Origin of the sequence: Staphylococcus sp. HMSC034G07, from assembly GCF_001835975.1 — a bacterium.
Taxonomy (GTDB): Bacteria; Bacillota; Bacilli; order Staphylococcales; family Staphylococcaceae; genus Staphylococcus; species Staphylococcus ureilyticus.
In genome coordinates, this window is the sequence record NZ_KV826609.1 from 662,311 (window position 1) to 676,047 (window position 13,737).

Below are 13,737 nucleotides of genomic sequence, written 5' to 3' on the forward strand. Positions count from 1 at the left end.
AATTAAGACATACCCCTAAAGGAGTCAATGATATGAAACAATTTAAGAGACTGATGATACTTAGTTTTGCCATTAATGCCTTTTTGATTTCTGCACCAACACATACATACGCATCTTCAACTGATGATATAAAAAGTGAAAAAACAGCTACTCGATTAAATTATATAGATACGGAAACAATTCCTTATAATAAATCATTTAATGATACAAAAGTAGGCGGTCTTTCTGGCATTTCCTATGATGCCAAATCCAAAAAATGGCTTATGATTAGCGATGACCGTTCAGAAGAAAATCCAGCCAGATTTTATGAAGCTCAAATTCATTATAATAAACACAAATTTAATAAAGTAAAATTCACTCGAATGCACTATTTAACACAAGCTAATGGAACAAAATACCCAAATAAAGCATCGTATAATCCCCATTCACAAGATGTTGTAGTTGACCCAGAATCAATTAGAATTGACCCTCTCAATCGTAACCATATACTTTATACAAGTGAAGGTGATCGAAATCTCGGTTTCAATCCCTTCATAAGAATAGCTAGTAGAACTGGAACATTGATCAATGATTTGCAAATCAATAACCCTATCAAAAAGGATGATCAAAATAAATATGGATTTAGAAATAATCAGGCGCTAGAGGGGAGTACGTTTTCTGAAAATGGTAAGTATATCTGGACTTCTATGGAAGCACCTTTACTTCAAGATGATCAATTACCAACCACAGAATCAGGCGCCCTAACACGCTTAACAAAATATAATCGTCAAGGAGATGTTATAACAGAAAAAGCTTATTCTCTAGATCCAATTCCTAAAAAACCTGGAAAAAATAAAGATGCTGAAAATGGAATTGCTGAAATTTTAACCTTGAATCAAAAACAATTACTTGTACTTGAGCGTGCCACTGTTCAAGATAAAAATAGTAATTTCAAAAATTATATTCGCGTCTATAAAGTCGATATAGCCAGTGGAACAGATATTAAAAATATTAAATCTCTCCAAAAATCTCACGTCGCACCGGTAAAAAAACAACTGATCGCAAATCTTAATGAGCAAGACATTGGGCATATCGACAATATAGAAGGAATGTCATTTGGCCCGAAATTACCTAATGGTAACGATAGCTTGGTCTTTATTTCAGATAATAACTTCAATCAAAAACAACAAACGAACCTAACTGCATTCGAAATAAAACCTTAAAAATACAACAATCAGCTTATGTTTTTCAATTCAAGTATATTTTTTAAAACTTAATAAGTAGTTAAAACATTAATAATAAAACAAAAGAAAACGTCAATTTCTATAAGCTTGCAATAGAAATTGACGTTTATTTATAAATCAAAATGCTTATATTCAAGATTTTGTTTTGAAACTTTTTAAGATTTTGAACTGAATCAAGTCTCTATACTTTGAAATTAAACAATCTCTAGTTTTGTTTCAAACTTATTCTAGATTACCAAATTTAACTACATCGCGTGCAATCATGACTTCTTCGTTTGTAGGAATAACAATGACTTTTACTGGTGAGTGAGGATAGTTAATGAAACCTTCTTCTCCATGAATCGCTTCATTTTTCTTAGCATCCCAATAAACTCCCATAAATTCTAAACCTTCTAAAACTTTTGCTCTAACAGGATCAGAGTTCTCGCCTACACCTGCAGTAAAGATGATTACATCTACGCCGTGCATACGTGTCGCATAAGAACCAATATATTTGTGAATTCTTGATGCAAAGACATCTAATGCTAATTGAGCACGTTCTTTACCTGCTTTAGCTTCATCAATAATGTCTCTTAAATCACTTGAAGTACCAGAAATACCTAATAAACCTGATTCTTTATTTAATGTATTCAAAACTTCTTCTGCATTTTTTCCTGTTTTTTCCATAATAAATGGAATTAATGCAGGGTCAATATTTCCTGAACGCGTACCCATAGTAACACCAGCAAGTGGTGTGAATCCCATTGAAGTATCAACAGATTCACCGCCATCTATTGCAGCAATTGATGCACCATTACCGATGTGACATGAAATCATGCGTAATTCTTCAATCGGTTTGCCCAAAATCTCAGCTGCGCGTTGAGATACATATTTATGACTTGTTCCGTGGAATCCATATTTACGAATACCATAATCTTCGTAATATTGGTATGGTAAGCTGTATAAATAAGATTTTTCTGGCATAGTTTGATGGAACGAAGTATCAAAAATAGCTACATGTGGAATTTCTGGTAACAATTTACGGAAAGCACGAATACCCATTAAGTTTGCAGGGTTGTGTAAAGGTGCTAATTCACTTAATGACTCAATTTGTTCTTCAACTTCATCCGTAACATATACTGAATTTGGGAATAATTCACCACCATGAACGACACGATGACCTGTTCCGTCAATGTCATAAATGCTATCAATCACACCATGTTTTTTGAAACTTTCTAACATGATATTAACCGCTTGTTCATGGTCTGCAATATCTAAAGTTTCCTTGTGTTTTTCTCCACCCACTTCAATGGTAAATACAGAATCTTTTAATCCAATACGTTCAATTAGTCCTTTAGTAACAATTTTTTCTTCCGGCATTTCAATAAGTTGAAATTTCAATGATGAACTACCAGCGTTAATAGCCAAAATTAATTTTGACATAGCATAATGCCTCCAATTTAAATTAAATTATTTTATATCCATATCTATTTAATCATTAATACAGTAAGAATTCAAGAATATTACAGTTTAATTTTCAGGATGATTTTCCATCATCCAAGCGTTTAAATCTTGTAAAAAGGCTTGAAATTGTTGAGGGCTTTTGAAATCAGGTATATTCGCTAACAGAACCTCTACTGGCTTTGTTACATTCGTTTCTTTCTTCTGCAGTATAAGTATGGATTTACGCGCTTTTTCATTTTTAAATAGTGTAGATGGCAAGTTTAAAAAAGCTTGCATTTCTGTTTCTGTTGCAATGAAATTTTGTAACTGTTTCACATTTGTACTTTCAAATAAATTACTAGGTACTACTAAAAATGCATATCCTGATGTTTTTAAGGCTGTTACTGCTTGTTCAATTAATAAATAGTGAGAGAAGCTATGCCCTTCTTCAAATCCTAGTTGCATTTCTTTACTTCTTTCATCTACTGGATAATACCCTATCGGTAGATCACCAATAACAACATCTGCATCTTCAAAAGGTAGTGGCATGATAGCGTCTTGAGGATAAACATCAAATGGAATTTCTAAAAAGTTTGCCAAATGTACACTAACGCGTGATAATACAGGATCCACTTCAACCAGGTGATGCATAATCGTATGTTCAGTGAGTACTTCATGTACAGAAGCGCTCAAATGTCCAGCACCACTCGCAATATCCGCTACATGGAATTCATCTTTGTTTTTTAAAAAACGTTCGGCAAGGAATCCTAGAATCATTCCAATTGAATCAGGTGTAATTTGATGATTTGCTTGAACATCCTCTTTTTGCATTAAATTTAAATAAGCAAATTGAAATGCTTTACGTCTATCTTGTAACGTGGCTTGTTCCAACAATGACCTTTGATTAGTATAAATATTTTCCATTGCAAGTCCTAAATTTTCTATGAAACTTTGACCATTCTCTTCATTTAAAGATTTGGTTTTTTCATCAAGTGCCTTAAATAATTGTTCCATTACTGTCTCTTCTTGTGCCATTTAAAAGTCCTTTCTAAAAAAACTGTCCATAATTTAATTGAAATTAAGTCAGTACCCTAACTTATATTACCAAATAATTATGGACAGTTTAATTTATAATGTCAACGATACTGTTTTGTGAGTTTTACTAGTTTAATCATATGACAATATTATATTATTTATAGATTACGATAAGCTTCTAAAGCAGCATCAAAGTCTGGGAAATTTGTACCTTCAGAAACAATTTCAGTATAAACTACTTTATTGTTTTTATCTAAGACAAAAACAGAACGTGCTAATAAACGCAATTCTTCCATAACAACGCCGTACGTTTTACCGAAAGATAAGTTTCTATGATCACTTAAAGTGATTACATTATCTAAACCATTTGAAGCACACCATCTTTTTTGTGCAAATGGCAAGTCTACAGAAATAGTTAAAACCACACCATCTTCCTTAGCAGCTTCTTCATTAAATTTACGTGTTTGTTGATCACAAACACCTGTATCTATAGACGGAATAACACTAATTAATTTCTTATGTCCGTCATAACTTTCTAAAGTTACTTCATTTAAATCATTGTCTAAGACAGTAAAATTTGGAGCATATTCTCCTTTTTTTACTTGTGAACCATATAGTGTTACTGGTTCTTGTTTAAATGTAATTTGTGCCATATTGCACGCCTCCTATTAAATAGTTCTTACAACCATAGTATACCTATCTATCGTATCAAAATAAACTCATAGCTCAGTAAAATTCACATTTATTTTTTTAAATAAAACAACTTTTCAAATTTATTTCTGATTACGACTGTATCAGTGAAGATATCATGGATACCCTTGTGTTTATTTGTAAACAAAACAATCAAGTAAGGTAAGTTAAATAAAACGCCACTTATAATACGACCAATCCATTCTCTAAACAACACATCTGCCCATGTAAGAGATTGACGATCTATCCGTTCTACTCGAATGTTACAAATCATTTTACCTATCGTTTGTTTGAAAAATTTAGTTAATAATACAAAATATAAATAAAATACAAGCGCATCTAAAACGTGACCTAAGCTAAAATAATCAATCCATAACTTAAGTTCATCAATTTGCGTAAAATGGTATATCGGTTTTAATAATAGTCCTTGAATGCCAAATATAATGAGTAAATCAATAATAAAACTCCAAAACCTTATACCAAAACTAGCATATACAGACTTTGTTAATTGTTCATGATACATTGCTTCTATATCAGATTTATCATTTTCTGGGGTTGACTGTAATGTTTGTTGATTTGTATACTGCTCCATTATATACACCTAACCTTTATATAGATACATAGGTTCAGCTTCTGTATCATTGCTTATAATTGATTTCAATTCACTTAATTCATTTTTGAATTGATGTAATGTTGTTTTAGTTGAATAAATAGAACTAAACCAACCTTCGTCTTCACTATATATAAACACTTCAGCATCCTTTGCTTTTATGTCTTTCTTAAGTGCTTTTAACGCATTATCGTTATAACCAATTTCATCAATCAAACCATTCTTTTCGGCTTGTTGGGCACTATATATACGTCCATCAGCTAACTTTTTAACCTTTTTCTCTGGCATATCTCTACCTTTAGCAACAATACCAACAAATCTTTCATAACTATCATTTAATACTGATTGCATGATATCTTTCTCTTCATTAGTCATTTTTCGAGAACTACTCATAATATCTTTATGTTCACCAGATTTAATGACATTTTCCTTAACGCCTAATTTTTCTTGTAAACCAGAATAGTCAACGTTTGACATAATAACGCCAATAGATCCAGTAGTCGTTTGTGGACCAGCATATATTTTATCAGCAGGGGCAGATATATAATATCCACCAGATGCAGCCATCGCATCCATATGTACATAAACCTTTTTATCTTTTTTCTTTATTTCTTTAATTTTTTTATAAATTTCATCACTTGGATATGTACCTCCGCCTGGTGTGTTAACGGTTAATAAAACACCTTTAATCGAGCTATCTTTTTTAACTTTATCCAACTGTTTAAGAAATGCTTCATGATTATAACCAGAACTTCCAAACATTCCTTCACCAGTACCCTCACTAATTTCACCATTTAAAGTTAAGTGTACAATGCGTTTTGAAGTATCACCTTCTGATTCTACCGTTTCAGTAAATGGATCTATTTCTGACATACTATCTTCACTAAAAAGCGAAGAAATCACAGTAGATATCGAACTCATAACAATACCACCAAGCACGATAATTACGGCAAGTACTATTGCTATTATTCTCTTTTTCGACATAACGTATTCACTCCCAGAATATTTTTTCAATCGTTTCAAATACAATTTAAACATAATCAATTCAATAATGTATACCATTATACGAAAATAAAAAAGGATTAAGATAGCAATAGGCTAGTATGAGTGTCTATTTAAAATGAAAAGAAGCTGAGACAATTAATTGTCTCAGCCATGTTCACGTATCTGAATACCTTTGAAATATAGCAAATTCTTTTTCCAAATGATCAATTTATTAATTGCATTATGTAATCGTAAGCATTTTTAATAATCAATATGGCAGTTACAACAATAAATAAAGTTTTTACATAACTGACACCTTTTTTAATTGCAAAAGCTGCCCCAACATATGATCCACAAATCATACTTGCTGCCATAATTAAACCATAAAAATAGTCAACCTGATCTAATATCATAAACAAAATTAAAGCGCCTAAATTGGAAGCAAAATTTAATACTTTCGCATTTCCGGCAGCACTTAAAAAATCAAAACCGAACATAAGTAAAATAAAAAGCATAAATGAGCCAGTGCCACCACCTAAAAAACCATCATAAAATCCTATGAGTGACATAAGACTCATAAATAAGATTGCTTTACCAAGCGACAATTTTGTAAATGTACGCACATTTCCCCAATCTTTTTTAACTAACGTATAAATCATCACTAACGTCAAAATAATGATAACTAATGGTTTTAACAGTTCAGCGGGTAGAAATGTAGCAACGCTAGCACCACATATTGCTAAAATAAATACAAATGGAAATAACTTTCCTACTATCTTCAAATCGACATTACCCGACCTCAAGAAACGAAATGCACTTGTAAGTGAGCCAAATGAACTTGCTAATTTATTAGTACCCAATGCAATAGCGGGGGGCATACCAACAGCTAATAATGCCGGGATAGAAATTAAGCCGCCCCCACCTACAACTGCATCAATAAACGCCGCTAAAAATCCTAGAAGTATAATTATAAGTACGATTGAAATATCCCAATCTAGCATGATTCCATCCCCTATCCGTTTTATCCTTATGTCTAATTAACTCATGTTGTTCGTATGGAATTGAATACTCAAAGTAAATATTAAAATAAATGATCTGCCAATGCTTGCGTTTCAGTATCTTTTTCACTTTGATAGTCTGGCGTAATTGTTAAAGTTTCTATTTGTTCAAATGCTTCTTGTACAAGAGGTTCAAAATCATATACCGCTTCAAATTTTTCGACTTTTTCAATGTCTGGCTCCGTCGCAGGATTTTTAGGTGTAAAGATGGTACAACAATCTTCATATGGCTGAATAGATGTCTCAAATGTACCAATTTCTTTGGCTCTCTTCACGATGTCTTCCTTATCTAATGTTAAAAGTGGTCGTAAGATTGGTGTAGATGTCACATGATTGATAGCATACATACTTTTAAGGGTTTGACTAGCAACCTGTCCTAAATTTTCACCATTTACGATGGCATGTCCATCAATATCATGCACAAGCTTATCCGCTACCCTCATCATCATTCTACGTGTTGAAGTCATCGTATAGCGCTCATGTACGACTTTATTAATTTGTTTTTGTAAAGCAGTGAAGGGTACAATATGCAATTTAATAGGACCAACATGCGCAGCCATAATTCTTGTCAGTTCAATTACTTTATCTTTAGCCTTTTCACTCGTGAATGGTGGACTATGAAAATGAATGGCTTCTACAGTGACACCTCTTCTCATAACTTCAATACCAGCTACTGGAGAATCTATACCTCCGGATAACATAAGTAATGTCTTACCACCCGTACCAACTGGTAATCCACCAGATCCTGCAATGACTTGATCATAAACATAAATAGCGTCTAATCGAACCTCAACTTTAATCGTATGGCTCGGGTTGTGTACATCTACTGTTAGATCATCAGTTGCGTTTAATACGGTTCCACCGAGTTCTTTTTGCAATTGATATGTATCAAACGAAAAGTTTTTATCTGAGCGTTTGACATCAATCTTAAATGTATCTCCATGTGCATAACCTTGAGCAAATTTTACAGCTATATCACGTACTGCTTCTATTGTTTTATCAATTTTCAATACGGGACTGATAGAATAAATACCAAATACTTTTTCTAAGCGGCGACACATTTCTTCAATATCTGCACCTTCATCTAATTCAATGTACATTCTATCTCTATTGGCTTTGACTTTATATCCTTGCAGTGGCATTAATGCGCGTTTAACATTTGAACGTAATTTATTAACAAACATCTTACGGTTAGCACCTTTTAAGGTTAACTCTCCATATCTCACTAAAATGTGATCATAAATCATTTTAACAACTCCTTCACTTCTTCATATACAAGATTAAATTTCTCCTTAAAATTACGTATATCATCAGTAGTAGTATTGGCACCCATTGATATTCTGATACTGCCTTCTATTTGCGTTTTAGGGATATCCATTGCTAAAAGTACTTCGTTCAAGGATGCCTTTTTGGATGAACAAGCACTTGTAGTAGATAGCATAATATCATATTTTGAAAATGCATTTACTAATACTTCACCTTTCACGCCGGGAAAACCAACATTCAAAATATGTGGTGATGCGCCGCTAGGAGAATTAACCTTTACACCACTATATTCATTTAAAAATTGGATGATTTCCTGATTGAACTCACTTAATTTTTCATATAGTTGCTCGCTTTCTTTTACAGCGACTTTTAAAGCTTTCACGATGGCTATATCAATAGGAAGATTGACTGTGCCACTTCTAAGTCCGTATTCTTGACCACCGCCATGAACAATTGGCTCAATTTGATGTAAATTACGAACAAATAAAAGGCCTTGGCCTTTTAAGCCATGAAATTTATGACCACTTAAACTCATTGTGTCAGCAGATTTAAAATCTAACGCAATTTTACCTATTGCTTGTACTGCATCAACATGTAAGTGTGCTTTAGGGTATTGGTGAACAATTTTTGCCACCGCTTCGATAGGTTGAATTTGTCCCATGATATTATTGACTTGCATACACGTTACAAGAGCCACCTTATCTGACATCAACGATTTCAAATGTTCTAAATCAATTTGTCCATCTTTAGTCACGTTTACATATTTTATATCGAAACCTTCATTTTCTAATGAACGAACAACCTCTAAAACAGAGGGATGTTCTAAAACTGAAGTAATTATGACATTTGCAAATGCTCTTTTCTTGTAAGCAATCCCTTTGATAGCAATATTATTGGATTCAGTTGCGCCACTTGTAAAAACAATATCAAAATCTTTTTCTAATTTAAATAGTTCTTTAATTTGATCTTTTGATTGTTGTAATAACTGCTCTGCTTGTATACCTGCTTTATGTGGGCTGTTTGGATTAAAATATAGCGATTCATTTACTTTCAAAAAGGTATCTAATACGTCTTGTCGCGGTTTCGTTGTCGCTGCATTATCAAAATAAATCAATGTTTTCACTCCAATTCTATATCATTTTATATTTAAGGATTTTTCATATTTATTTTTTATATCAACATATCATTTCGTATTTTAAAGTTTCCCTTTTAGCATTATACTCGGTTTTATTAAAAAGAAAAGAGAGTAAGACAGAAAATGGTTTTTTAAATATAAATTCTTCATCACTGTCTATATGAATTTTTAAATAATCATTAAATATTAATAATTTGTTCATACAAACATCTAGCGCCAAAAAATTATTTGAGGCTGGAACATTTTTATGTTCCAGCCTCAAAAACATTACTATTATTTAGTTGATAACTTGTGATTCAATTTGTTTTGTAACACCTGGTTCTACACTCTCTAGCGCTTGTTCAGATATTTCAATTGAGCGTTTGTAACGATTATTTTTAAATAAACGCTCTGCTTCATTAAGACTTTTATCAATATTTGAACTTTCTTTACGATAGCGGTTCCCATATTCAATCAATTTTTCAGCATAGACTGCATTGACGAGAACATCTGTTGCTTCATCTTCAAATTTATTCATTTGTAGAACCACTTTAGAGACTTTATCTTTAAGTTGTTTTACATGGATGGGTCTCACACTAAATTTTTTGTTTACTTCACGCACTTCATAATCTATTTCATTTTTCATAATGATGAATCTTTCAGGTACACTCGGTAAATTTGAGGCCAAGAGTTTTCTATAAACTTCCTCTTTTTTACTTTGAACACGCAAGATATTTTCTTCTGCTTCTGCTTCATCTTCTCGAAGTTGAATTAAATGATTTTGTAGTTTTTCTTGTTTTTCATTGATGACATCAACATGTTCTTCGATATATTTCAAGTTATCTTGGACTTCGCTATATCTTACTGCTGATTTCGCCATTTCTTGTAATATTTCATCATATACTGAAATCATGCTCTGAATTTCATTTTCAAACTGTCTTACATTTTGAACATCACTTTCGTTTATATAATAATTTTCGCGCACATATTCAATTTCAGTTTGTAACGTATAATTCATTTCTTTAGCTCTAAATAGATTATCAGTGATAACTTCTTTTGTTTCTTCTACTTCATTTTTTGCTTTTACTTCATGTTCGATTAATTCATACATTTCATCAAGACGATCATTAATACTATTTAATTTATCATTTGCTTCGTCTAATTCTAATCTACTGATCATTGGTTCAACGAAACTCAATTCTGTTTTAAGCGTCTGTAATGAACTATCAATTTTGACATGATCTAAATCATAACCCCCGACTTTCAAGTCGCGACATCCATATTTTAAATCTTGGAATTGTCCTGGTAATTCTTTTTGTGCTTCTCTAATCAACTCAGGAATTTCATCCATATCTTTTTTAAGATAATTCATATCTTCATTAAGCGTTTTGATATGATTGTACGCTTGGTTATAATTGCCGTCCTCTTTTAATGTTTCATATGTTTCCATTTCTGGAACAAATGATTCAATTTCTTGTTCCAATGGAGCAGCTGCTTCACCGAATTGATGTCTATTAGCTAACACATCACGTTTCATTTCACGATAATCCACCTTACACGCTTCATATAGGTGGTCACTTTCTTTATGTAGATTTAAAATATTTTCAACTTTTGAAGTAAGTTCATTGTAGTTTTCTTCATATTTATCCATCAATTCATGTGCTTCATCAATCTCAGTTTGAGCTTGTGAAAATTTAAATTTATCAAGCAATCCTTCTGCATGATGAATTTTTTCTTCTACTGGTAATAAATATTGGTTTTTACTATCTAGTGCATTTTGTTTTAAACTGTTATAAGTTGTTTTTGTCTCCCCTGTTAAAGTTAGCTCAGACAATTGAGATAGACTTTCATCATAGGGTAATTGTTCTACTTTTACTTTACGCGTTTCAGCCTTTTCAATTATTTGGCTTTTGTTGGAACGCATATAGAATAATATACCGACAATAATCAGTATAATGACAATAATTGCTAAAATGACATACAATACCATATGTTTTCTCCTCCTATTTTATCACTATTCATTATAACGTAAGATACCTACCCATTAAAGAGAAAATGAGTGAATCATCTCAATTATTTAAAATTAGTCATTAAGTTCTTTCTTTCCTAATCATATGTATAACGATAATTTTAAAATAACTTCTAAAATCAATTGATTGATTACTATTAAAACAGTCTTTATACTAAATGAAAAGTAAAAAGTGAGGTTTTTTTATGCTAGAGGTTAGTGAAACAAATTATGATTTATTACAAAAGCAAGTTTCAAGTTTAATTGAAGATGAGTCCAATATGATTGCCATCCTTAGTAACATATCTGCACTGTTAAATGATTCATTAGATCAAATTAACTGGGTAGGATTTTATTTAGTAGAAGATAACGAATTAATTCTTGGTCCATTTCAAGGACACCCTGCTTGTGTACATATCGCTATTGGTAAAGGCGTGTGTGGTACTGCTGTTGCCAAAGATGAATCACAATTAGTAGCAGACGTAAATGCATTTCCTGGACATATTGCTTGCGATGCTAACAGTAAATCTGAAATTGTAATACCTATTCATAAAGATAGCAATGTCATAGGTGTTTTAGATATAGATGCACCTATCACAAACCGTTTCAATAATGAAGATAAGCAAGGCTTAGAAAACATTGTAGCTATCATTGAAAATCAATTATCATAAACCAATCCTGTTCTATTACAAACAAACGCAAGGTCAACTATTGACAGATTAATATATCATGGTACAATGTTCCTTGTGTGAATAAACGAAATTAGCAGTTGTATATTAATTGGCGCTATGTTGTTCCCAAAGTGGGCGTGCCGTGTAACCGTAGCTATGAGGCGAGGACACATAAAACAATATATCCAATTAAGCATGCAACACTCTTTTTTGTTTTTTCATAACAACAAAAAAGAAAAAGGAGGAGTCTATTTATGGCTCGATTCAGAGGTTCAAACTGGAAAAAATCTCGTCGCTTAGGTATTTCTTTAAGTGGCACAGGTAAAGAATTAGAAAAACGTCCTTACGCACCAGGACAACATGGTCCTAACCAACGTAAAAAAATGTCAGAGTATGGTTTACAATTACGTGAGAAACAAAAATTACGTTATTTATATGGCATGACTGAAAGACAATTCCGTAACACATTCGAAATTGCTGGTAACCAACATGGTGTACATGGTGAAAACTTCATGCAATTACTTGCTGCACGTTTAGATGCAGTTGTATATTCATTAGGTTTAGCTCGTACACGTCGTCAAGCACGTCAAATCGTTAACCATGGTCATATCGAAGTTGACGGTAAACGTGTTGATATCCCATCATACACACTTAAACCAGGACAAGAAGTTTCAGTACGTGAAAAATCTGCTAAATTAGATATCATTGCTGAATCTGTTGAAATCAACAACTTTGTACCTGATTACTTAGAGTTTGATGCAGACAACTTAAAAGGTAAATTCATTCGCATTCCTGAACGTAGTGAATTACCAGCTGAAATCAATGAACAACTTATCGTTGAGTACTACTCAAGATAATAAGTTTTCTATTAAAACATCGACAAATTTTTTTGTCGGTGTTTTTTTGTATCCAAATTTGTAGACAGTGACTCATTACGCAATCATTTCTAAGCTAAAATAATAAACGTAGCATATTGAAAGGCTTCAAGATATCCCCCATTGTATTCACTTAATGTTAAAGGAAAATAAAAGACCTTCCGCTGTATTTCTTTTCAATTTTACATTTTTCTTTACTTTGTTTATATTTAGTAAAAAGGAGTGTTAACATTGAAAATTAGAGCTTTAGAAGAAACAGATTTGGACTTTGTACATCATTTAAATAATGAATATTCCATTATGTCTTATTGGTTTGAAGAACCATATCAATCTTTAAGTGAGTTACAATCACTCTATAAAAAACATCTATTAGATGAATCTGAAAGAAGATTTATTATCGAAAATGATTCTGAGCGTATCGGCGTGGTTGAATTAGTAGAAATTGATTTTATACATAGTAATTGCGAAATACAAATTATCGTAGATGAACAATATGGTGGTAAAGGATATGCCTCACAAGCCTTTAAAATGGCTATAGATTATGCCTTTTTAGTGTTAAACCTTCATAAAATATATTTATTTGTAGATGTTACAAACGAGAAAGCTGTACATATCTACCAAAAACAAAACTTTAAAATTGAAGGTACCTTACAAGAACATTTCTATACACGAGGTAAATATAATGATTGCCATGTAATGGGTCTTTTAAGAGATGATTGGATTAATCAACAAAAATAAATGTAACCCCCACTTCTCAACTTGTTGAGTTAGTGGGGGTTAT

General features: G+C 32.1%; 13 protein-coding genes. 4 read left to right on the forward strand and 9 right to left on the reverse strand.

Annotation, left to right across the window (positions count from 1 at the left end; all coding sequences use genetic code 11):
• The first annotated feature begins 32 nt into the window (after positions 1-32).
• Positions 33-1,202, forward strand: coding sequence for an esterase-like activity of phytase family protein (locus tag HMPREF2586_RS11190; protein ID WP_070658700.1), 1,170 nt, complete (start codon positions 33-35; stop codon positions 1,200-1,202).
• Between the two features lie 243 nt (positions 1,203-1,445).
• On the opposite strand, the gene HMPREF2586_RS11195 is transcribed toward HMPREF2586_RS11190, so the two are convergent.
• The 9 genes from HMPREF2586_RS11195 to ezrA all read right to left on the reverse strand — a co-directional run bounded on the left by HMPREF2586_RS11195 (position 1,446) and on the right by ezrA (position 11,392).
• Positions 1,446-2,645, reverse strand: a complete 1,200-nt coding sequence (locus HMPREF2586_RS11195; RefSeq protein WP_046206857.1) for an acetate kinase — start codon at positions 2,643-2,645, stop codon at positions 1,446-1,448.
• Positions 2,646-2,732: 87 nt separating this feature from the next.
• Complete coding sequence (locus HMPREF2586_RS11200; protein WP_046206856.1) at positions 2,733-3,680, reverse strand: class I SAM-dependent methyltransferase; 948 nt, start codon at positions 3,678-3,680, stop codon at positions 2,733-2,735.
• Positions 3,681-3,838: 158 nt separating this feature from the next.
• Complete coding sequence (tpx, locus tag HMPREF2586_RS11205) at positions 3,839-4,333, reverse strand: thiol peroxidase (RefSeq protein ID WP_046206855.1); 495 nt, start codon at positions 4,331-4,333, stop codon at positions 3,839-3,841.
• Positions 4,334-4,422: 89 nt separating this feature from the next.
• Complete coding sequence (locus HMPREF2586_RS11210) at positions 4,423-4,962, reverse strand: RDD family protein (RefSeq protein ID WP_070658702.1); 540 nt, start codon at positions 4,960-4,962, stop codon at positions 4,423-4,425.
• Between the two features lie 9 nt (positions 4,963-4,971).
• Positions 4,972-5,964: a signal peptide peptidase SppA gene (gene sppA / locus HMPREF2586_RS11215; RefSeq protein ID WP_070812741.1), complete on the reverse strand. Its 993-nt coding sequence runs from the start codon at positions 5,962-5,964 to the stop codon at positions 4,972-4,974.
• A gap of 224 nt (positions 5,965-6,188) precedes the next feature.
• Positions 6,189-6,965, reverse strand: a complete 777-nt coding sequence (locus HMPREF2586_RS11220; RefSeq protein ID WP_046206852.1) for a sulfite exporter TauE/SafE family protein — start codon at positions 6,963-6,965, stop codon at positions 6,189-6,191.
• An 80-nt stretch (positions 6,966-7,045) separates the two neighbouring features.
• Positions 7,046-8,269, reverse strand: coding sequence for a tRNA uracil 4-sulfurtransferase ThiI (gene thiI / locus HMPREF2586_RS11225; protein WP_070658704.1), 1,224 nt, complete (start codon positions 8,267-8,269; stop codon positions 7,046-7,048).
• The gene (locus HMPREF2586_RS11230) at positions 8,266-9,402 is read right to left on the reverse strand and encodes a cysteine desulfurase family protein (RefSeq protein ID WP_070812742.1); all 1,137 of its coding nucleotides are present in this window, start codon (positions 9,400-9,402) and stop codon (positions 8,266-8,268) included. The genes thiI and HMPREF2586_RS11230 overlap by 4 nt, the downstream gene beginning before the upstream one ends.
• Positions 9,403-9,700: 298 nt before the next feature.
• The gene (gene ezrA, locus HMPREF2586_RS11235) at positions 9,701-11,392 is read right to left on the reverse strand and encodes a septation ring formation regulator EzrA (RefSeq protein WP_070658708.1); all 1,692 of its coding nucleotides are present in this window, start codon (positions 11,390-11,392) and stop codon (positions 9,701-9,703) included.
• Positions 11,393-11,616: 224 nt separating this feature from the next.
• On the opposite strand from ezrA, the gene HMPREF2586_RS11240 reads away from it, so the two are divergent.
• From HMPREF2586_RS11240 to HMPREF2586_RS11250, 3 genes are all read left to right on the forward strand, one after another.
• Complete coding sequence (locus HMPREF2586_RS11240) at positions 11,617-12,081, forward strand: GAF domain-containing protein (protein ID WP_046206847.1); 465 nt, start codon at positions 11,617-11,619, stop codon at positions 12,079-12,081.
• Positions 12,082-12,335: 254 nt separating this feature from the next.
• Positions 12,336-12,938 carry a 30S ribosomal protein S4 gene (rpsD, locus tag HMPREF2586_RS11245; protein ID WP_019468598.1) on the forward strand — a complete coding sequence of 201 codons (603 nt, stop codon included), beginning with the start codon at positions 12,336-12,338 and terminating at the stop codon, positions 12,936-12,938.
• A gap of 249 nt (positions 12,939-13,187) precedes the next feature.
• Positions 13,188-13,694 carry a GNAT family N-acetyltransferase gene (locus HMPREF2586_RS11250; RefSeq protein ID WP_046206846.1) on the forward strand — a complete coding sequence of 169 codons (507 nt, stop codon included), beginning with the start codon at positions 13,188-13,190 and terminating at the stop codon, positions 13,692-13,694.
• Positions 13,695-13,737: the final 43 nt, after the last annotated feature.

What these genes read in the sequence shown, in the direction of transcription:
- HMPREF2586_RS11190 (WP_070658700.1), top strand. Translation starts at nt 33, where the DNA reads ATGAAACAATTTAAGAGACTGATGATACTTAGTTTTGCCATTAATGCC.
- HMPREF2586_RS11195 (WP_046206857.1), bottom strand. Translation starts at nt 2,645, where the DNA reads ATGTCAAAATTAATTTTGGCTATTAACGCTGGTAGTTCATCATTGAAA.
- HMPREF2586_RS11200 (WP_046206856.1), bottom strand. Translation starts at nt 3,680, where the DNA reads ATGGCACAAGAAGAGACAGTAATGGAACAATTATTTAAGGCACTTGAT.
- tpx (WP_046206855.1), bottom strand. Translation starts at nt 4,333, where the DNA reads ATGGCACAAATTACATTTAAACAAGAACCAGTAACACTATATGGTTCA.
- HMPREF2586_RS11210 (WP_070658702.1), bottom strand. Translation starts at nt 4,962, where the DNA reads ATGGAGCAGTATACAAATCAACAAACATTACAGTCAACCCCAGAAAAT.
- sppA (WP_070812741.1), bottom strand. Translation starts at nt 5,964, where the DNA reads ATGTCGAAAAAGAGAATAATAGCAATAGTACTTGCCGTAATTATCGTG.
- HMPREF2586_RS11220 (WP_046206852.1), bottom strand. Translation starts at nt 6,965, where the DNA reads ATGCTAGATTGGGATATTTCAATCGTACTTATAATTATACTTCTAGGA.
- thiI (WP_070658704.1), bottom strand. Translation starts at nt 8,269, where the DNA reads ATGATTTATGATCACATTTTAGTGAGATATGGAGAGTTAACCTTAAAA.
- ezrA (WP_070658708.1), bottom strand. Translation starts at nt 11,392, where the DNA reads ATGGTATTGTATGTCATTTTAGCAATTATTGTCATTATACTGATTATT.
- HMPREF2586_RS11240 (WP_046206847.1), top strand. Translation starts at nt 11,617, where the DNA reads ATGCTAGAGGTTAGTGAAACAAATTATGATTTATTACAAAAGCAAGTT.
- rpsD (WP_019468598.1), top strand. Translation starts at nt 12,336, where the DNA reads ATGGCTCGATTCAGAGGTTCAAACTGGAAAAAATCTCGTCGCTTAGGT.